Genomic DNA, 18923 nt, shown 5'->3' with positions numbered 1-18923 from the left:
CCGGCTGCGAGGCGCGGTCGCGAGAGACGGGCCGCCAGAAGCCGGTCGCGATTAGCCGTTCGCGAGAGGCTTGCCAGGTGACGCTGGCTACGCGACCTCAGGACGCTTCGGCCGGTACACCCAGGTGACCATGACCACCGAGATGATCATCAGCAGGAACCACGAGACGATCTTCTGGCCGGAGACGAGCTCCCACCCGTCGGTCTGACTCGGGTACAGCCAGGCACCCGAGAGGGTGGCGATGTTCTCGGCGATCCAGATGAACAGCGCGACCCCGACGAAGATCAGCAGGAGCGGCACCTTGAGCGTCGCCCGCCAGATGCGGAAGTGCATCACGGTCGGGGCCCAGAGCAGCACGACGCTGGCGAGCAGGATCCATCGGGCGTCGAAGATGTAGTGGTGCGTGAAGAAGTTCGCGTAGATCGCGGCCGCGACGACGGTGGTCGCCCAGATCGGCGGATACCGCGTGAAGCGCAGGTCGTGCAGCCGGTACACGCGCACCATGTACGAGCCGACGGCCGCGTACATGAACCCACTGAACAGCGGCACGGCGCCGATCCTCAGCACCCCGTCGGCGGCGTACGCCCATGATCCGACATCGGTCTTGAACAGCTCCATCACCGTTCCCGTGATGTGGAACAGCACGATCACCCAGAGTTCGCGGCCGCTCTCGAGGCGGAACACCAGCATGCCGATCTGGATCGCCACGGCCGCGACCGTCATCGCGTCATTCCGGGCGAGGCCGGCGTCGTCGGGGTACCAGAGGCGCGCGGCGACGATCACCACGAGCATCAGCGCGCCGAAGATGCACGCCCAAGCCTGCTTGAGCAGGAACACTGCGGCCTCGATGAGCACCGCCCGGGCGCCCCTCGCGGGCTTGCCTGCGAGGAGGCGGTGCGCCGCGCGGTCGATCGTCCGCTCGAGCCCGGTGAGCTGACGCTGCGGTGAAGCGTCGCCGAAATCCTCTCCGGAGTGCCCTGGTGCCGACATGCTCAGAGGCTACCGCCCCGTGGCTGAACGCTGCTGCTCACCGCAGCTTCGCTCCGGTGCGAGATGTCGCTTCGCTTCGGTGCGAGATTCAGCTTCCGTGAGACGCACACCCGGCGTGGCGATCTCACGGAAGCCGTATTTCTCACGCTGGCACCATCACCACCAGCAGAAGGCGCTGCGGCGCCGACGCCCTACGGGCGCGGGCGCCTTTCGCGGATGCGCATGTTGAGCACGATGGGGCTGCCGTCGAAGCCGTAGCGCTCGCGCAGGCGGCGCTGGATGAAGCGGCGATACTGCGGGTCGAGGAAGCCCGACGTGAAGAGCACGAATGTCGGCGGGCGATTCTGCACCTGCGTGCCGAACAGGATGCGCGGCTGCTTGCCGCTGCGGAGCGGGTGCGGGTGCTCCTGCACGAGCTCGGCGACGAAGGCGTTGAACTTGCCCGTCGGAATGCGCGTGTCCCACGACTCGAGCGCCGTCTCAAGGGCCGGCACGAGCTTCTCGAGGTGACGCCCGGTGCGGGCCGAGATGTTGACGCGCGGCGCCCAGTCGACGTGCGCGAGATCCTGCTCGATCTCGCGTTCGAGGTACCGGCGACGGTCGTCGTCGAGCATGTCCCACTTGTTGAAGGCGAGCACGAGTGCGCGCCCCGACTCGAGCACGAGGTCGATGATGCGCAGATCCTGGTCGGAGATCTCCTGAGTCACGTCGATGAGCACGACCGCGACCTCGGCCTTCTCCAGCGCTGCGGCGGTGCGCAGCGATGCGTAGAAGTCGGCGCCCTTCTGCAGGTGCACACGGCGTCGGATGCCTGCGGTGTCGACGAACGTCCACACCCGACCGGCGATCTCGACCTGCTCGTCGACCGGGTCGCGCGTGGTGCCCGCGATGTCGCTGACCACTGCGCGCTCCTCGCCGGCCGCCTTGTTGAGCAGGCTCGACTTGCCGACGTTGGGGCGACCGAGCAGTGCGACGCGGCGCGGCCCGAGCATCTTCGGCTGTGCGACGGCCGACTCTTCGGGCAGTGCTTCGACGACCGCGTCGAGCAGGTCGGCGACGCCGCGGCCGTGCAGTGCCGAGACGGCGTTGGGCTCACCCAGTCCGAGCGACCACAGCTGGGCGGCCTCGGCCTCGAGCACGGCGTCGTCGACCTTGTTGGCGACGAGGAAGACGGGCTTGTGCGTGCGGCGCAGCAGCTGCACGACGCGCTCGTCCGTGGCCGTCGGTCCGACGCGGGAGTCGACGACGAACATGACGACGTCGCAGAGCTCGATCGCGACCTCGGCCTGGAGCGCGACCGACGCGTCGATGCCCTTCGCGTCGGGCTCCCAGCCGCCGGTGTCGACGAGACTGAAGCGGGTGCCGCCCCACTCGGCCTGGTAGGTGACGCGGTCGCGGGTGACGCCCGGCACGTCCTCGACGACGGCCTCGCGGCGGCCGAGGATGCGGTTCACGAGCGCCGACTTGCCGACGTTGGGGCGGCCGACGATCGCGACGACCGGCAGCGCTTCGGAGACGGGCTCACGGAAGCCGAGGAACTCGCCGTCATCGCTGATGATCGCGACATCGTCGTCTTCGAGGTCGAAGCCTTCGAGGTTCGAGCGCATGGCGCGCAGGCGCTCCTCGTCGGTGACGCTCGCGTCGAAGCCCTCGCCGAAGACGACCTCACCGTCGCCGGCGGCGTGCACGGGGGCATCGTTCACCGTCGCGGCGTAGGTCTCGGCCTCGTCGTACTCGGGGGCCGCGGCGACCTGGCTGCCATCGGGGTTCACCTGCATGACCTCGGGGCCGTCGAACTCGGCTCCGTCAAACTCGGACTCCGGCCGCGCCGCGCCTTCGTGCTCGGCGCCCGTTCCGGGATTCTGCTCGCTCATCATTCGCTCTCTTCCGCGACGCCTTGCGCCGCTCGTACGATTTCAACCACAGCCTCCACGGACTGTGCAAAGTTCAAGTTGCTCGTGTCGACGAGCGTCACCCCGGGGGCTGGGGTGAAGAAGTCGACGACCTGCGCGTCCTTGGCGTCACGCGCCTCGATGTCGGCGAGCACCTGTGCGTGGGTGAGCCCGTCGAGCTCGCCAGCGCGACGCTGCGCGCGCACCTCGGGCGAGGCGGTCATCAGCACGCGCACCGGCGCGTCGGGCGCCACCACGGTCGTGATGTCGCGACCCTCGATCACGACACCGGGCAGCCCCGACTCCGCGACGATCCGCCGGAACATCTCGTTCAAGCGCTCGCGCACCTCTGGGTGCTTCGAGACTCGACTGACGAGCCCGCTCACGTCGTGGGCGCGGATCGCGGTCGTCACATCGCGGACGACGCCGTCGCCGAGTTCGACCGTGACTCGTTGCTGACCGCGCAGGGTGATCGCGTACGTCCACACGTCGAGGATCGCGGCGACCGCGGCCGGGTCGTCCAGGTCGGCGGAGGTCTCGACGGCCGCCCACGCGAGCGACCGGTAGGCCGCGCCGGTGTCGAGGATCCCGAATCCGAGCCGCTCCGCGGCGGCGCGCGAGACGCTCGACTTGCCGCTGCCCGCCGGCCCGTCGATCGCGACGAGCAGGGGGGCCGCGTTCGGCGCCTCGGTCTGCTGGGCGCGCTCCGCCTGCGCCGCGCCCGTCATCACGGTCAGCGCAGCGGCAGCTGATGCAGCATCAGTCACAGCGTCCTCCATCCGCGTTCGACGAGATCGGCGACCGCTCGTTCGGCGACCTCCGGCAGTACCGCGATCTCCGCGAAACCGATCTGGGCGCCCGGCGAGTGCTCGAGGCGCAAGTCTTCCATATTAATGCCCAGTTCTCCGAGTTCGGTGAGCAACTTCGCCAACTGCCCGGGAGAGTCGTCGATGAGCACCGTGATCTGGGTGAATCGCTCGGACGAACCGTGCTTGCCGGGAATGCGCGACACTCCGTTGTTGCCCGCCGACAGCAGGTCAGCGATGCGGCGACGCGCACCGGTGCGTGCCGGATCGCGCAGCGCATCGGCGAACGCGGCGACATCTGCCGAGAACGCGTCGAGCAGCTCCACGACGGGCGCGCTGTTCGCGCCGAGGATCTGCACCCAGAGCTCCGGATCGCTGGAGGCGACGCGCGTCGTGTCGCGCAGACCGCCGCCCGCGAGGCCGATCGCCTGCTCGGATGCCGGCACGAGTCGCGCGGCGAGCAGGCTCGACACGACCTGCGGCAGGTGGGAGACCAGCCCGACCGACCGGTCGTGCTCTTCGGGCGTCATCTCCATCAGCACGCCGCCGAGGTCGAGCGCCACGGCTTCGACGAGTGCGAGCGCGTCGGCCGGGGTCTCGCCGTCGCGGCAGATCACCCAGGGCCTGCCAACGAACAGGTCGGCGCGCGCCATGATCGCGCCGCCGCGCTCGCGTCCCGCCATCGGGTGCGAGCCCACGTACTTCGCCAGGTCGATGCCGCGTCGCTTGAGCTCGGTGAACGGCGCGAGCTTCACGCTCGCGACGTCCGTCACCACGGCGTCGGGGTAGGTGCGGAGCGCGCGCTCGACCACATCTGCCGTCACGTCGGGCGGCGTCGCGATGACGACGAGCACCGGGGACTCGTCGGCGGCGGTGCGCACCCGCCCCGCGCCGTAGTCGGCGGCGAGCGCGACGGTCGTCGGCGACAGGTCTTCGAGCGTCACGTCGACGCCGCGCTCGCGCAGGCCGAGACCGACGCTCGCCCCGAGCAGACCGGCGCCGATGACGTGCACCGGCCCACGGGTGCGAGCGACCAACGCCGGGCGCTCCCCGGCCGCGCGCAGATGCTCGCCGCTCGGCGCAGCTTCAGGGGCGCTCATCGACCGCCCTGCTTCCGTCCGCCGCGTCCGTGCGGGTTTCCGCGCGCCGCCATGCCGCGCATCCCGCGGGCGCCCTTGCCGTCGCCGGGTCGACCGGCGGTGATCTCGCCCCGGCGCCCGGCCTGCTGCGCGCCTCCGGATCCGGACCCGTCGCCCGATCCCTCGTCTTCGACCGCGGAGAGCAGCGCCCCGCGCTCCCCCGACGACAGTTCGCGCAGCTCGCCGACGCGCAGCGTGCCGAGATGGAGCGGCCCGAACTGGCGGCGCACGAGTTCGACCACCGGGTGCCCGACCTCGGCGAGCATGCGGCGCACGATGCGGTTGCGGCCGGAGTGCAGCGTGATCTCGACGAGCGAGTGGGCGTCGCCCGATCCGCCCGGCAGCAGCTTCGCGCGATCGGCGTGGATCGGCCCGTCGGCGAGCTCCACCCCGTCTTTGAGCTGCTGGATCACGGCAGCCGTCACCCTCCCGCGCACCTTCGCGATGTACGTCTTCTGCACGCCGAAGCTCGGGTGCGCGAGACGGTGCGCGAGCTCGCCGTCGTTCGTGAGGATGAGCAGACCGCTCGTGTCGGTGTCGAGACGCCCGACGTTGTACAGCCGATCCTCGACCTCGTCGGCGAACTCGCGGAGATCGGGGCGGCCGTTCTCGTCGTTCATGGTCGACACGACGCCGCGCGGCTTGTTCAGCACGAAGTAGCGCTTCGACACGTCGAGCTGCACGACCACCCCGTCGACGCGCACGTCGTCGGTCTCGGGGTCGATGCGCGAGCCCAGCTCGCGCTGAATCTCGCCGTTGACCGTCACGCGTCCGCTGGAGATCAGCGACTCGCAGGCCCGGCGCGATGCGACGCCCGCGTGCGCGAGCGCCTTCTGCAGGCGGATGCGGCCGTCATCGTCGTGCGCGGCTTCGGCCGGCGCCGTCTGCGGACGGTCCCACCCGAACTCCGCGAGGTCGATCTCGATGTTCTCGCCGTCGACGGAGTACGACCCGCCGAGATTCTCTTCCGAGCGGTTCATTCGTCGAATCCTTCCGTGGGTTCTTCGAGCAGTGGGGAGATGGGGGGCAGCTCCGAGATGTCGCCGATGCCGAGATAGCCGAGCAGGGCGTCGGAGGTGCCGTAGAGGATCGCGCCGGTCTCCGGATCGTTGCCGACCTCCGCGACGAGCCCCCGGCCGAGCAGGGTGCGCACCACCGAGTCGACGTTGACGGCGCGGATCGAGGCGATCGCTCCGCGGGAGATGGGCTGGCGGTACGCGATGACGGCGAGCGTTTCGAGCGCCGCCTGCGAGAGGCGCGCCGGCGACTGCTGGTGCACGAAGTCGGCCACGATCGGGTCGAGGCTCGCGCGGGCGTAGAAGCGGTACCCGCCGGCGACCTCGCGCAGCTCGAAGCCGCGCGGCGATCCGGCACCGCTGCTCACTGCACCGCCGCCGGCGCGCTCACCGTTGAACTCGGCGACGAGGGCGTCGAGCACCGCGCGCACCTCGCGCACCGGACGATCGGTCGCGGTGGCCAGGGCGACCGCGCTGAGCGGCTCGTCGGCGACGATGAGCAGCGCCTCCAGCTGCTGCGACAACGAGTGGGCGCTGCGGGCGGCGTCCAGCTCCCCCTCGGCGAGGGTCGGAGCGGCGCTGTCGTTGTCAGTCATAGTCGTTTCCTAACGTAGCAAGCTCGTCGTCGGACCAGCTCTCACCGACCCACTGCACCTGCAGCTCGCCGAGCGGCTCGGCCTGCTCGAAGGTGACCGCTGCGCGACGATACAGCTCGAGGATCGCGAGGAACCGTGCGACCACCACGCCCCGTTCCGCGACCCCGGCGACCAGTTCGCGGAAGGAGCGCGACCCGCCGCGCCCATCGGTGCTGCCGTCAGCGCCGACACCGCCGCGCAGCAGCGCGACGACGATCGCGGCCTGCTCGCGGATCGATACGAGTGGCGCGTGCAGGTGGTCGAGGCCGACCGTCGGAATCTCGCGCGGCGCGAAGGCGAGCGTGGCGATCGCGGCGAAGTCGCCCGGGCTCAGCGTCCAGACGAGTTCCGGCCCGCGCGAGCGGTACTTCGCTTCGAGCGGCACCTGCCGGGCGTGACGAGCGCTCTCCGCCTCCAGGCGATCCCGAAACCAGGCACTGGCCTGTTTGAAGGCGCGGTACTGCAGCAGCCGGGCGAACAGCAGATCGCGGGCTTCGAGCAGTGCGATGTCTTCGGCGTCGACGACCTCGCCCTGCGGCAAGAGGCTCGCGATCTTCATATCGAGCAGCGTCGCGGCGACCACGAGAAACTCGGAGGCGCGGTCGAGCTCGACGATGCCCTGCCCCTCGATGGACGCGAGGTAGGCGATGAACTCGTCGGTGACCAGGCTCAGGGCGACCTCGGTGATGTCGAGCTCGTGCTTGCCGATCAGGTTGAGCAGCAAATCGAACGGTCCGTCGAAGACCGAGAGGCTGACGCGGAAGCGATCGTCGGCAGGCACCGGATCCGTGCCGGCCGCTGCGGCTCCCGGATCCGTGTCCACCACCATGGCGCTAGGCGACGGCGCCGCGTTGCACGAGCTCGCGGGCCAGCTTGAGGTACGCCTCTGAGGCGGCGTTCGATGGGGCGTAGTCGAGAATCGGCTTCGCGGCGATCTGCGCGTCGGGCAGCTTCACGGTGCGGCCGATGACGGTGTCGAACACTGTGTCGCCGAACGTGTCGATGACGCGCTCGAGCACCTCGCGGGCGTGGAGCGTGCGCGCGTCGTACATGGTCGCGAGAATGCCGTCGAGCTCGAGCGCGGGGTTCAGGCGATCGCGCACCTTGTCGACCGTCTCGACCAGCAGGGCGACGCCGCGGAGCGCGAAGTACTCGCAGGCGAGGGGAATCAGCACGCCGTGGCTCGCAGTGAGCGCGTTCACGGTCAAGAGACCGAGCGACGGCTGGCAGTCGATCAAGATGACGTCGTAATCGTCGACGACCTTGCGCAGCACGCTCCCGAGAATCTGCTCGCGCGCGACCTCCGTGACGAGGTGCACCTCGGCGGCCGAGAGGTCGATGTTGGCTGGGATGACGTCGAGCCCGGCGGTGCCGGTCTTCTGGATCGCGTCGCGCGGATCCTTCAGCTTGCCGAGCATCAGGTCGTAGATGGTGGGGACGTCGTGGGCCGGTACTCCGAGGCCCGCCGAGAGCGCGCCCTGGGGGTCGAAGTCGACGGCGAGCACGCGGCGCCCATAGCGCGCGAGCGCTGCAGCGAGATTGATGGTGCTGGTCGTCTTGCCGACGCCGCCCTTCTGGTTGCACATGGCGATGATGCGCGCCGGCCCGTGGCGGTCGAGCTTCTTGGGTGCCGGAATGATGCGATCGGGTCGCCCGGTCGGCCCCAGTTCGACCTGTTTCGCCATACCCGGTCTCCTCCCGCTCACTGACATTCCATCCTAGCCTGGAGCGCGCCTCGCTAGGATCGGGGAACGTGACGGATCCGCGAGCGACACCCCGCGCCGCTTCGCGGCTCAGCGCCGCAGTGGAGCACTCGGCGGGAGCGAAGGGCATTCTGCTCGACCGGGCTCAGCAGCAGTTGCTCGATGAGATCGCCGTGCTGGCCGGCCGGTGGGGCGGTGCGCGCACTCACAGCGGGGTCTTCATCCACGGGCCCGCAGGGCGCGGCAAGACCTGGCTCGCATCTGAGATCTTCGACGCGATCGATGTGCCGGCGGCCGCGAAGCGCCGCGTGCACTTCCACACCTTCTTCCAGGAGCTGCAGCGCCGTTTCGGAGCGCAGATGACGGCCCGAGACGCGATCGAAGCGACCGTCGCCGAGTTGCTCGACGGCGCACGGGTCTTCTTCTTCGATGAGCTGCACGTGCACGATCCGGGCGGCGCGAGCCTGCTCAATCGTCTCGTGGCGGAGCTGGTCGCCCGCCGCATCCCGACGCTCTTCACCTCCAACTACGAACCGGAGGGTCTGCTCGCGAACCCCGTGTTCCACCACGTGGTCGAGCCGAGCGTGCGTCTCATCCGCGAGCACTTCGCGGTGCGCACGCTCGACGGCGGCAGCGACTACCGCTCCGCGTCGCCTGCGGCCCCCGCCGAGCACGGCTTCGCTTCGGGGCGCTGGATCGCGTTCGGTGCGTCCGGCTCCGCGGCGAGCGCAGCACGATCCTCCGGGCTCGAACCCCCGCACCCGCACGAGTCGACCACTGTGCTGGGCGGACATCGTGCGCTGCGGGCGCTCGCGGTGCGCCGCGGCGAGGCGAACGGCGAGCTCACGGTTCCGACGGTTGTCTGGTTCGACTTCGCCGATCTGCTGGAGTCGCCGTCGATCGCCGAGGACTACCTCGATCTCGCCGCCGAGTTCGATCAGTGGGTGCTCGTCGACGTGCCGCCGCTGTCGCAGGCGAGTCGCGAGGCGCGGCAGCGGTTCGTCTCGCTGCTCGACGTGCTCGTGCATGCCGACCTGCCGCTGACCGTGCTCTCCCGCACGGACCGCGCCGGGCTCGTCGACATCTCCGACCCGCCGGTCGATCTCTTCCGCACCATCAGTCGGCTGGCGCTGTTGCGCGACGGCGATCCCGACGGGGACGGATGACCGGCGGGATCGCCTCGCGCGTCAGAGATCGAGCAGGTCGAGCGCTTGCACTTTTCGGTGGCTGACGAGGCTCGACAGGATCACCGAGCTCTTCGTACGGGTGACGGCCGGGTGCCGCGACAGCTCGAGCAGCAGCTCCTGCAGGTGCGCCGTGCTTCTCGCCACCATGCGGCACTGCACGTCGGCCCCGCCGGTGGTGACGAACGCTTCGATGACGTGCGGCAGGCCGTCGAGCAGCTCGGTGATGGGTTCGAGCTCGCCCTGCTGCACGTTGAGCTGCACCCAGGCCTGCACCTCCAGACCCATCGACGCCAGGTCGAGCTGCGTCTCATGGCCGATGATGATGCCGCTCTCCCACAGCCGGTCGAGTCGCGCTTTGAACGTCGTTCGGGAGACACCGACGTGCTCGGCCATCTCCCCGAGGGTCGTGCGAGGCATATCGCGCAGGGTGCGGAGCACGCGCCGATCGAGATCATCGATGATCTGCTCGGGAACTCGACTCACCTGGCCCTCTTTCTCTTCGATCAGCGGGAAGCGCCGTCTCGCGAGCAGTTTACCCACCGATGCGAGCTCGCGCCCAAAATCGGGCTCATTCCGCTCCTCTGCTTGCAGAAAATCGACCGCAAAGCTAAGTTGGTGTGCAATCCGAAACCAAAGATGTATTCGGCTTCTCATTCTGGAGATACCTTGAATCTCGGCATCACCCTCATGATCATCGCCTATCTGCTCGTCATGTTCCTCATCGCCGCCTGGCTGAAGAAACGCGTGCACACCGACACCGACTACCTACTCGCCGGACGCAAGATGGGTGCGGGCCTGATCGCCGTCATGCTGCTCGCCACGAACTTCGGTGGCGCGTTCGTGCTCGGCACCAGTCAAGACGCCTATTCGGTGGGCTTCGCCGCGATCTCCTTCGCCATCGGCATCTTCGTCGGGCTGGTCTTCCTCGCAATCTTCGTCGCGAAACGCGTGCGCGCCGGCAGCTTCGTCACCGTGCCAGACTTCCTGCACGCCCGCTTCGGCAGCCAGCCGGTGCGGCTGCTCGCGTCGACGCTCTCGGTGCTCGCGCTGACCGGCATTCTGGCGGGGCAGGTCGGGGCAGCAGGATCGGCGCTGACCGCGCTCGGCCTCAGTCAAGTGTGGGGCGCTATCGTCGGCGTCGTGCTCATCATCGCGTTCACCGTGCTCTCGGGCATGTGGGGTGTCGCGATCACCGATGCGATTCAGTTCGTGGTGATCGTCGCCGGCATGATCCTCGTCGCCGTCATCGCGGTGAATGCTGCCGGCGGCTTCGCGACAATCACGTCCACCTTTGAGGCGTCGGGCGTCGCAGAGCCCTTCAACCCGCTGAACCAGGGCTGGTCGTTCATGCTGGGCGCCGCGCTTCCCGTCGTCGTCCACAAACTCGTCGGGCAAGACGTGATGCAGCGCGTCTTCTCGGCGAAGTCGGCCCGCGCCGCCGCGACCGGAGCCGGCATCGCCGGGCTGCTCACCGCTGGCTTCGCCGTCGTCCCGGCACTCGCGGGCATGGCCGCGCGCGCCCTCTTTCCCGAGCTCGACCCGAGTGTCGGCGTGATGCCGGCACTCATCGAGAACGTGCTTCCCGTCTGGGCAGCCGGCATCCTGCTTGCGGCGATCATCTCCGCAGTCATCTCGACCGCGGACGCGCTGCTGCTCGCGGCGGTCAGCAACATCTCCAACGATTTCCTGCAGCGCTTCCGCCACTTCCGCGACAGCCAGCAGAGCCAGCTCCGCTGGTCTCGCATCGTCACCGTCGCCCTCGGCGTGATCGCGCTCGGCGTCTCGCTGCTCGTGCCCGGCATCATCCAGGTACTCACGATGGCCTTCACCATGTACGGCTCGGGCGTCTTCGTGGCCTTCATGTTCGGCCTCTTCACCCGCTTCGGCGGGCGCTACGCCGCGCTCGCCTCGATGGTCACGGGCGCCGTCACCGGCCTGCTCGGGCTCACCGGCGTCCTGGTCATCGGAGCGGTGCCGACCATCGTCACCGCGGTCGGCGTCTCCCTCATCACCTACGTCATCGTCGCAGCGCTCGCCCGGGAGACCCCATCGCGGCTTCCCGCCCAGCAGGATCGCGCGGTGGCGCATGCCTGAGCGGGGCGAGTCTTCGCGGGGCAGCGCGGTGCAGCGCGTCATCGCGGTGACCGGCGCAGCGTCGGGGATCGGGGCCGCGATCTCGGCGCGGCTCCGCGCCGACGGGGCCGAGGTCGTCGGCCTCGACACTGCGGCCGCGCCGCGCGTGCAGCACTTCGACGTCGCCGATGAGCAGCAGTGGGCGGAGCTCGCGCGATCCCCCGCGACCGGCCGGTCGATCACCGGCCTCGTGCATGCGGCCGGCATCCGCGCCCGGAGCCCCTTGGTAGAGACATCGCTCGACGACTTCCGGCGCGTGCTCGACGTCAACGCCACCGGCACCTTCCTCGCACTCCGATGGGCGGCCCGTCTCGATCCGTCGCAGTTTCACAACCAGGAGTTCGCGGTGGTCGTGCTGTCGTCGGCGACCGTGGATCGTCGCGTCGAGCATCAGGTCGCGTACAACGCGTCGAAAGCGGCGGTGACGGCGCTCGTGCGCTCGGCGGCGCGCGAGCTCGCCCCGCTCGGCGTCCGGGTGAACGCCATCGCGCCGGGCTCGATCCGCACACCCATGACCGAGGCGGGATGGGGCGCACCCGATCACGCGGAACGCATGCGCGCCGAGATTCCCGTGGGTCGACCCGGCACGGGTGACGAGGTCGCCAGCGCAGCCGCCTATCTGCTCGGCCCCGAGAGTTCGTACTGCTTCGGCACGGTGATGACGGTCGACGGCGCCTGGACCGCCTGACCCCATGCCGATCCCGCACCTCCCCCAATCCGCAACAAGAAAGGAACATCGTGACCTACGATCCCTACGACGCGCTTCCCGAGGTCGCCGCGTTCGACCTGACCTCCGCCTCATTCGCCGACGGTGACCGGCTTCCCCTCGCGCAGGTGGGCGGGATGCTCGGCTCGGGCGGCGAGGACCGCCTGCCGCAGCTCTCCTGGAGCGGGGCGCCCGAGGGCGTGCGCAGCTACGCGCTGACCTGCTTCGATCCCGACGCCCCGACGGCCAGCGGATTCTGGCATTTCGCCGCCTACAACATCCCCGCCTCGGTGACCGAGCTCGAAGCCGGCGCCGTGCAGCTCGACACCGTGACCAACGCCTTCCCGGCTGCGGCTCGAGTGCTGCGCAACGACGGCGGCATCGCCGGCTTCGTGGGCGCCGCCCCGCCCCCCGGGCACGGCGACCACCGCTACATGTTCGTCGTGCACGCGCTGAGCGTCGAATCGCTCGAGCTCGACGAGCTCGCGTCGCCGGCGCTCCTCGGGTTCCAGCTCTTCGGCACGACGCTCGGCCGCGCCCGCATCACCGGCACCTACGGCCACTGAGCTGCCAGGGGCTCGCGCTGGTCGGTGGCGGTGCATTCCGATCAGCGCGAGCCCCGCAGCCGGGTACGCTCGTCGCGTGCCCTCCCCCGACCCTCCGCAGCGAGCCGAGACGCACGTCGAGCCCGCGCCGTTCGGCGTTCGCCTGGCCTGGCGGGCACTCGCGGCGGATGAGGATCGCCGGGACGTCGCCCACGCGCTGCTCGCCTCGATGCTCGCGCCTGCCGACCCGGGCTCGGTGCGCGTCACCCGCCAGTGCCCCGCCTGCGGCAGCAGCGCCCATGGCGCTCCGGTCGCGCGGCTGCTGAACGCCACTGCCAGCACCAGCACCAGCACCGCCGACGCCACCAGCCCGCCCGCCCCGCTCATCAGCATCAGCTATGCGCCGGGCCTCGTCGCCGTCGGCGTCGCCCCCGCAGGCGCCCTCGCACTCGGCATCGACGTCGAGCTCGACTCGCCGAGCACGCGAGCGCGCATCGCTGAGGCGCTCGGGAGCGCCCGCCCGCCCCGAGCCCGCGAGATGAGGGGCGCCGTCGCCGCCTGGACCCGGCTCGAGGCGGTCGCCAAGGCTCGTCGCGCGGGGCTCCGCGGCGCCTACGCAGACGCGTCGTTCACGATGCTCGGCGACGGCACCTGGCGCGCAGACCCGTCACCTGCCGGCGCCGATGATCCGGCACAGGCTCTCACGTTCCACGGTGCCGACCGGCGCATCACGCCGACGCCGAACGGCGCGTCTGCGATCCTCAGCCTCGCTTGCGCTCCCCGACGCCCGAGTGCTCAGTCGGCCAGCCCGACCACCGGCAGCTCGGGCAGGGCCTCCGCGTAGATCCATGATTCGAAGACCGCGTCGACGCGCACCGGGCTCAGCGACTGCGCCAGCGCGATGAAGTCGGCCGTCGCCACGAGCCGATGTCGATACGTGCTCGCCCAGACGAGCAGCAGCGCACGGAACGGCCCCTCCCCCATGACGCGCCGCAGCGCCTCGAGCAGCAGGGCCCCGCGCTTGTACACGCGGTCGTCGAACATGTCGGTGGGGCCGGGATCGGCGAGGAGCAGGTTTTGCGGCAGCGCCGCGAGGAGCGCGTGGTGCTCTGCGGCGAGCGCGGCGATCGTCGGGCCGCCCGATGCCTCCGACCAGATCCACTCGGAATAGCAGGCGAAGCCCTCGTTGAGCCAGATGTCGTGCCATCGGGCGACTCCCACGCTGTTGCCGAACCACTGATGGGCGAGTTCGTGGGCGATGAGCCGCTGCTCGCTCGGGGCCTCGTGGTTGCGGCCGAAGGTCGCCATGCCCTGCGCTTCGAGGGGGATCTCGAGCTCTTCCTCGGTCACGACGATGGTGAGATCCTCCTGCGGGTACGGGCCGAACCACTCCTCGAACGTCTCGATGATGCGGGGCACCGGTGCGAAGGCGCGCTGCGCGAGGCGGGCGCGGGCGGGCGGTGCGACGAGTCGCGCGCGCGGGCCGAGCCGGTACTCGGCGTACTCGCCGACGTGCGCCGCGACGAGGTAGGTCGCGGTCGGCACCGAGCTCGTGAAGGTCCGGGTCGTCTTGCCGGATCGGGCGGCCGCCCTGCCGGGCACGCCGGTCACAGCCACGAAGAAGCCCCGGTCGGTGGTGAACGAGATGGCGTACGTGGCCCGATCGTCGACCCGGTCGTTGCACGGGAACCACGTCGGAGCCCCGGTGGGCTGGGAGGCGACGAGGGCGCCGTGCTCGAGCTCCTCCCAGCCGAGCTGACCCCAGCGCGAGCGGCGCGGCCCCGGGCGGCCGGAGTAGTCGATGTCGAGCTGCAGGAGCGAGCCGGCGGCGACCCGCTCGGCGAGGCGGATCGTGATCGCGTGCGCCGACTGCTTGACGTGCCGCTGCAGCGCGCCGTCGACGCGCACCTTGTCTGCGCTCAAGCCGATGAGGTCGACTCGCAGCTGATCCGTCTCGACCAGCACCCGCACATCGAGCCGCGCGCGGCCGGCGAGCCGGTTGGTGCGGGGCGTGTACTGGAGCGCGAGGTCGTAGTGGGCCACGGAATAGCCGGGGTCGCCGCTCGTCGGCGTATAGGGGTCGCTCATCGTCGTTCGGAACCGCACGGTCACTTCGTCGACTGGTAGGCGCGCAGTTTGAGCGCCCGCCACGGGCCGATGGGATTGCCGCTCCAGCGGGATCCGACCGGCACGCTCTCGCCCCGCATCACCAGCGACGCTGGGCCGACGGTGGCGTGCGCGCCGATCACGGCTGCGGGCAGAATGACGCTGTGCGGGCCGAGCGTGGCCCCCGCGGCGAGTTCGACGGTATCCATGCTCATGATTCGATCATGGAACAGGTGCGTCTGCACGACGCAGCCCCGGTTGACCGTGGATCCGTCGCCCAAAGTGACGAGATCAGGCTCGGGCAGCCAATACGACTCGCACCAGACCCCGGAGCCGACCTTCGCTCCGAGCGAGCGCAACCAGACGGCGAGCGCCGGGGTGCCGGTCGCGGCGCGCGCGAACCAGGGGGCGGCAAGCATCTCCGTGAAGGTGTCGCTCACCTCGGTGCGCCAGACGAAGCTCGACCAGAGCGGCGCCTCGCCTGCACGAATCGGCCCGACGATCGTCCACTTCGCCAGCGTCGTCACCCCGGCGGCCACCGCCCCGGCGGCGAGCATCACGATCCCCGAGAGCAAGATCGTCCAGACCGGCCCCACCGCTGCCCAGAGCCAGGCGAACGCGAACAGCACCGCGATGCCGAGGGCGACCGTGACGAAGACCGCGGCCATGCGCCCGAGCTCCCAGAGCGCGCGGGCGACGCGGAGGCCGGCGCCCGGATGGTACGTGCGACTGTCGTCGCCGCCCTGGGCGAGGCGTCGCAGTCGCACCGGCGGTGACCCGAGCCAGGACGAGCCGGCTTTCGCCTTGCTGGGCGCGACTGAGAGCACGGCGACGAGCGAGTCCTTCGGCACGCGGTGACCCGGACCCGCCATACCCGAGTTGCCGAGGAACGCGCGTTTGCCGATGCGCACCGGCCCGATCCGCATCCATCCGCGATGCAGTTGGTACGAGGCGACCATCGTGTCGTCGGCGAGGAAGGCCCCGTCATCGATCCGAGTCATCGCGGGGATCAGCAGCACGGTCGACGCCTCGACGTTGCGCCCGACGCGTGCGCCGAGCAGCCGCAGCCACACGGGGGTGATGAGGCTCGAGTAGATCGGGAACAGGAAACCGCGGGCCGCGTCGAGCAGCCGCTCGGTGCTCCAGCTCTGCCACCCGACGCGGCTGTGCACCGGGAAGGTTCCCTCGACGAGCCCGATCGCGAGCAGACGCACGAACAGCAGCACGGCACCCGCGTACACCGCCCCCGTGACGAGCGCCGCGGGCACGAGCCACGCGAACGCGGCGACGAGGGCGCCCCCGAGACTGTCGGCCCCGCGCAAGCCCGCCGCGATGACGAGCCCGCCAGCGGCGAACGCGGCGAACGGCAGCAGCGCGAGCACCACCGACGAGAGCCCGTAGGCTGCGCGCCACGCTGGCCGATGCGGTGGGCGGCTCTCCGGCCACTGATCAGCGCGACTCGCGCCGATGCGCACCGCCGGCGACCCCGCCCAGGTCTGCTGCGCCTTCACCCGGCCGAAGACGGCGGATCCGGGGGCGATCTCGGCCCCGTCATCGATGCGGGTGCCCGGTGCGAGCGTGCTGCGCGCACCCACGGTCACGTCGCTGCCGATCCTGACCGCCCCGATGCGCAGCAGATCGCCGTCGATCCAGTACCCGGTCAGATCGACCTCCGGTTCGATCGCCGCGCGGGCCCCGACCGCGAGCATGCCGGTGATCGGGGGCAGGGTGTGCAGGCTCACGTCTGCGGCGATCTTCGCGCCCAGGGCGCGCGCGTAGACGGTGATCCACGGCGCACCCGCGAGACCCACCGCATCGATCTGCTGGGCGAACTGCTCGGCGAGCCACAACCGCAGGTGCACCGCTCCGCCGCGCGGGTAGTCGCCGGGCCGCACCCGGGCGAGCAGCACGCGCGCGACCGCCGCCGCGATCGCCATCTTGCCGAAGGGTGTCGTGAGCACGAGGATCGCCAGCAGCACCACCCAGATCGGCGCGCTCGGCAGCACGTCGAACCCGGTCGTGAGGTTGAGGGCGGTTCCGGCCGTGAGCAGAATCACGAGCCACCGCAGGCCGCTCGCGATGAAGAGCGGCGCCCCTGCGAGGGTCTGCAGCCACTGCGTGCGGCGCGGCGTGGGCGCCGGCTCGTGGAACCCGCCGTCGTCGTGCGCCTCCGCGACTGCCGAGATCGCTTTCGCCATCGCCCCGAGCCGCGGTACATCGTAGATGTCGGCGACCGTGAATTCCGGCACGCGGGCCCGGATGCGGGACACGAGCTGCGCCGCCGCGAGCGAGCCGCCGCCGAGGTCGAAGAAGTCGACATCCGAACCGGGCACGGCCACCCCGAGCACAGCCTGCCACTGCGCCGCCAGCCACTGCTCGCTCTCGGTCAGGCCCGTCGCCGCCGGAGCGTGCACGCCGGGCAGCGGCCAGGGCAGGGCCGCCCGGTCGACCTTGCCGGAGGTGCGCATGGGTAGCGAGTCGACGACGGCGATCAGCGGCATCACCCCGGCGGCGAGCCGCTCCGACAGATGCTCCCGGGCGAGCGCCCGGTCGAGCGGTTCGTCGCTCTCGACCACGAGGTATCCGACGAGTACCGGAACGCCCGCTTCGCTCGAACGCACCGCGGCAGCAGCTGCGGTGACCCCGGGCAGCTCTTGCAGGGCGTTCTCGACCTCGCCGAGCTCGATGCGGCGGCCGCCGACCTTGACCTGGTCATCGGCGCGTCCCAGGAATACGAGCCCGGTCGGCTCGTAGCGCACGAGATCCCCCGAGCGGTAGGCGCGCTCCCAGCCGAGCTCGGGCATCGGCGCGTACTTCTCGGCGTCCTTCGCGGGGTCGAGGTACCGCGCCAGGCCGACGCCCCCGATGATGAGCTCTCCGGACTCCCCCGGTGCGACCCGGCGCCCCGCAGCGTCGACCACCGCGAGGTCCCAGCCGTCGAGGGGCAGCCCGATGCTGATCGGCGAGGCGCCGTCGAGCGGGCACCCGCAGGCGACGACGGTGGCCTCGGTCGGACCGTACGTGTTCCACACCTCGCGCCCGGCCTCGACGAGCCCGGCCGCGAGTTCGGGCGGGCACGCCTCGCCGCCGAAGATCAGCAGCCGCACGTGTTCGATCGACTCGCGCGGCCACATCGCGGCGAGCGTCGGCACGGTGGAGATCACGCTGATGTTCTGGCGCACCAACCACTGGGCGAGGTCCTCTCCGGCTCGCACGATCGCTCGCGGCGCGGGCACGAGGCAGGCCCCGTGCCTCCAGGCGAGCCACATCTCCTCGCACGAGGCGTCGAAAGCGACGGAGAGGCCGGCGAGCACCCGATCGCCGGGGCCCAGCGGATCCTGCTGCAGGAACATGCGCGCCTCGGCGTCGACGAACGCGGCGGCCGAGCGGTGGGACACGGCGACGCCCTTCGGCACCCCCGTCGAGCCAGACGTGAAGATGATCCAGGCGTCGTCATCGGGGTTCGGGTCGACGGCGAACTGCTCCGGCTCCGGAGCTCGTGGATCGAGTTCTCGTGGTTCGGGTTCTCGTGGTTCGGGTTCTCGTGGTTCGGGCCCTGCGCGGTGCACGAACCCATCGTTTCCGACGATCCCGACGACCTGAGCCTCTCCGAACACGAGGCGCGCTCGTTCGTCGGTGTCGTCGGCGTCGACGGGAACGTACGCGGCGCCCGCCATCATGATGGCGAGAATCGCGATGTACAGCTCCTGCGATCCGGAATCGATGCGCACACCGACGCGGTCGCCGCGGCCGACACCCGATGCGCGCAGCCCCGCGGCGCGAGCCTCGACCGCGACGACGAGCTCCCGGTAGCTGAGCGCTCCCGCCCCCGCGTCGATCGCGGACGCGTCGGGATGCGTCACGGCGGTCGCCCTGAGGATGTCGATGAGCGTGCGCTCGGGTGCGGCGTGGGTCGCGCGGGTCAGCGGAACCTGTGGGTGCTCGCTCGGCGTGGCATTCAAGAGACGGTATCTTTTCGCTGGTCGCATCGGGGCCGCAGGGTGCCGATGCTCGGGCAGCGCGGACGGTCTGCTTCGAATATGTCACCTGAGACCCGCGGCGCGT

The 18923-nt window shown here is 70.5% G+C and carries 16 protein-coding genes; 5 read left to right on the top strand and 11 right to left on the bottom strand.

What is annotated here, in order from left to right:
- Positions 1–87 precede the first annotated feature (87 nt).
- From WFH23_RS09880 to WFH23_RS09845, 8 genes are all read right to left on the bottom strand, one after another.
- A complete protein-coding gene (locus WFH23_RS09880; RefSeq protein WP_336662393.1) occupies positions 88–990 on the bottom strand; it encodes a DUF817 domain-containing protein in 903 nt (300 codons plus the stop codon).
- Between the two features lie 191 nt (positions 991–1181).
- Complete coding sequence (gene der / locus WFH23_RS09875) at positions 1182–2864, bottom strand: ribosome biogenesis GTPase Der (RefSeq protein ID WP_336662392.1); 1683 nt, start codon at positions 2862–2864, stop codon at positions 1182–1184.
- Entirely contained in the window at positions 2864–3649 is a 786-nt protein-coding gene (cmk, locus tag WFH23_RS09870) for a (d)CMP kinase (RefSeq protein WP_336662390.1), read from the bottom strand. The genes der and cmk overlap by 1 nt, the downstream gene beginning before the upstream one ends.
- Complete coding sequence (locus tag WFH23_RS09865) at positions 3646–4788, bottom strand: prephenate dehydrogenase (RefSeq protein WP_090151245.1); 1143 nt, start codon at positions 4786–4788, stop codon at positions 3646–3648. The genes cmk and WFH23_RS09865 overlap by 4 nt, the downstream gene beginning before the upstream one ends.
- Entirely contained in the window at positions 4785–5807 is a 1023-nt protein-coding gene (locus WFH23_RS09860) for a pseudouridine synthase (protein WP_336662389.1), read from the bottom strand. Before WFH23_RS09860 ends, WFH23_RS09865 begins: the two co-directional genes overlap by 4 nt.
- On the bottom strand, positions 5804–6439 hold the full coding sequence (gene scpB, locus WFH23_RS09855; RefSeq protein WP_336662388.1) for an SMC-Scp complex subunit ScpB: 636 nt from the start codon (positions 6437–6439) through the stop codon (positions 5804–5806). The genes WFH23_RS09860 and scpB overlap by 4 nt, the downstream gene beginning before the upstream one ends.
- Positions 6432–7307 carry a segregation and condensation protein A gene (locus tag WFH23_RS09850; protein ID WP_211648971.1) on the bottom strand — a complete coding sequence of 292 codons (876 nt, stop codon included), beginning with the start codon at positions 7305–7307 and terminating at the stop codon, positions 6432–6434. The genes scpB and WFH23_RS09850 overlap by 8 nt, the downstream gene beginning before the upstream one ends.
- A 4-nt stretch (positions 7308–7311) precedes the next feature.
- On the bottom strand, positions 7312–8163 hold the full coding sequence (locus tag WFH23_RS09845) for a ParA family protein (protein ID WP_176698371.1): 852 nt from the start codon (positions 8161–8163) through the stop codon (positions 7312–7314).
- A 68-nt stretch (positions 8164–8231) separates the two neighbouring features.
- Between WFH23_RS09845 and zapE the strand changes: the two genes are divergently transcribed.
- A complete protein-coding gene (gene zapE, locus WFH23_RS09840) occupies positions 8232–9347 on the top strand; it encodes a cell division protein ZapE (RefSeq protein WP_336662387.1) in 1116 nt (371 codons plus the stop codon).
- 21 nt (positions 9348–9368) lie between these two features.
- Here the strand turns inward: zapE and WFH23_RS09835 are convergent, their stop codons facing one another.
- Positions 9369–9851 (bottom strand): Lrp/AsnC family transcriptional regulator, encoded by a 483-nt coding sequence (locus WFH23_RS09835; RefSeq protein WP_336662386.1) that lies wholly within the window; start codon positions 9849–9851, stop codon positions 9369–9371.
- 183 nt (positions 9852–10034) lie between these two features.
- Between WFH23_RS09835 and WFH23_RS09830 the strand changes: the two genes are divergently transcribed.
- The 4 genes from WFH23_RS09830 (at position 10035) to WFH23_RS09815 (ending at position 13596) form a co-directional block, all read left to right on the top strand.
- Positions 10035–11462, top strand: coding sequence for a sodium:solute symporter family protein (locus WFH23_RS09830; protein WP_336662385.1), 1428 nt, complete (start codon positions 10035–10037; stop codon positions 11460–11462).
- Positions 11455–12189 (top strand): SDR family NAD(P)-dependent oxidoreductase, encoded by a 735-nt coding sequence (locus tag WFH23_RS09825; protein ID WP_336662384.1) that lies wholly within the window; start codon positions 11455–11457, stop codon positions 12187–12189. The genes WFH23_RS09830 and WFH23_RS09825 overlap by 8 nt, the downstream gene beginning before the upstream one ends.
- A 47-nt stretch (positions 12190–12236) precedes the next feature.
- Positions 12237–12773 carry a YbhB/YbcL family Raf kinase inhibitor-like protein gene (locus WFH23_RS09820; protein WP_336662597.1) on the top strand — a complete coding sequence of 179 codons (537 nt, stop codon included), beginning with the start codon at positions 12237–12239 and terminating at the stop codon, positions 12771–12773.
- 76 nt (positions 12774–12849) lie between these two features.
- The gene (locus WFH23_RS09815; protein ID WP_336662383.1) at positions 12850–13596 is read left to right on the top strand and encodes a hypothetical protein; all 747 of its coding nucleotides are present in this window, start codon (positions 12850–12852) and stop codon (positions 13594–13596) included.
- Here the strand turns inward: WFH23_RS09815 and WFH23_RS09810 are convergent.
- Together WFH23_RS09810 and WFH23_RS09805 are read right to left on the bottom strand one after the other, a co-directional pair.
- Positions 13548–14840 (bottom strand): M1 family metallopeptidase, encoded by a 1293-nt coding sequence (locus WFH23_RS09810; protein ID WP_336662382.1) that lies wholly within the window; start codon positions 14838–14840, stop codon positions 13548–13550. The two genes, WFH23_RS09815 and WFH23_RS09810, sit on opposite strands and share 49 nt — an antisense overlap.
- Positions 14841–14860: 20 nt before the next feature.
- Positions 14861–18847 carry a Pls/PosA family non-ribosomal peptide synthetase gene (locus WFH23_RS09805; RefSeq protein WP_442918732.1) on the bottom strand — a complete coding sequence of 1329 codons (3987 nt, stop codon included), beginning with the start codon at positions 18845–18847 and terminating at the stop codon, positions 14861–14863.
- Positions 18848–18923: the final 76 nt, after the last annotated feature.

It is taken from the genome of Leucobacter sp. USHLN154, assembly GCF_037145595.1.
Lineage (GTDB): Bacteria > Actinomycetota > Actinomycetes > Actinomycetales > Microbacteriaceae > Leucobacter > Leucobacter alluvii.
Note: the sequence above shows the minus strand (reverse complement) of the source record. Positions and strands in the feature narration are given on the sequence as shown.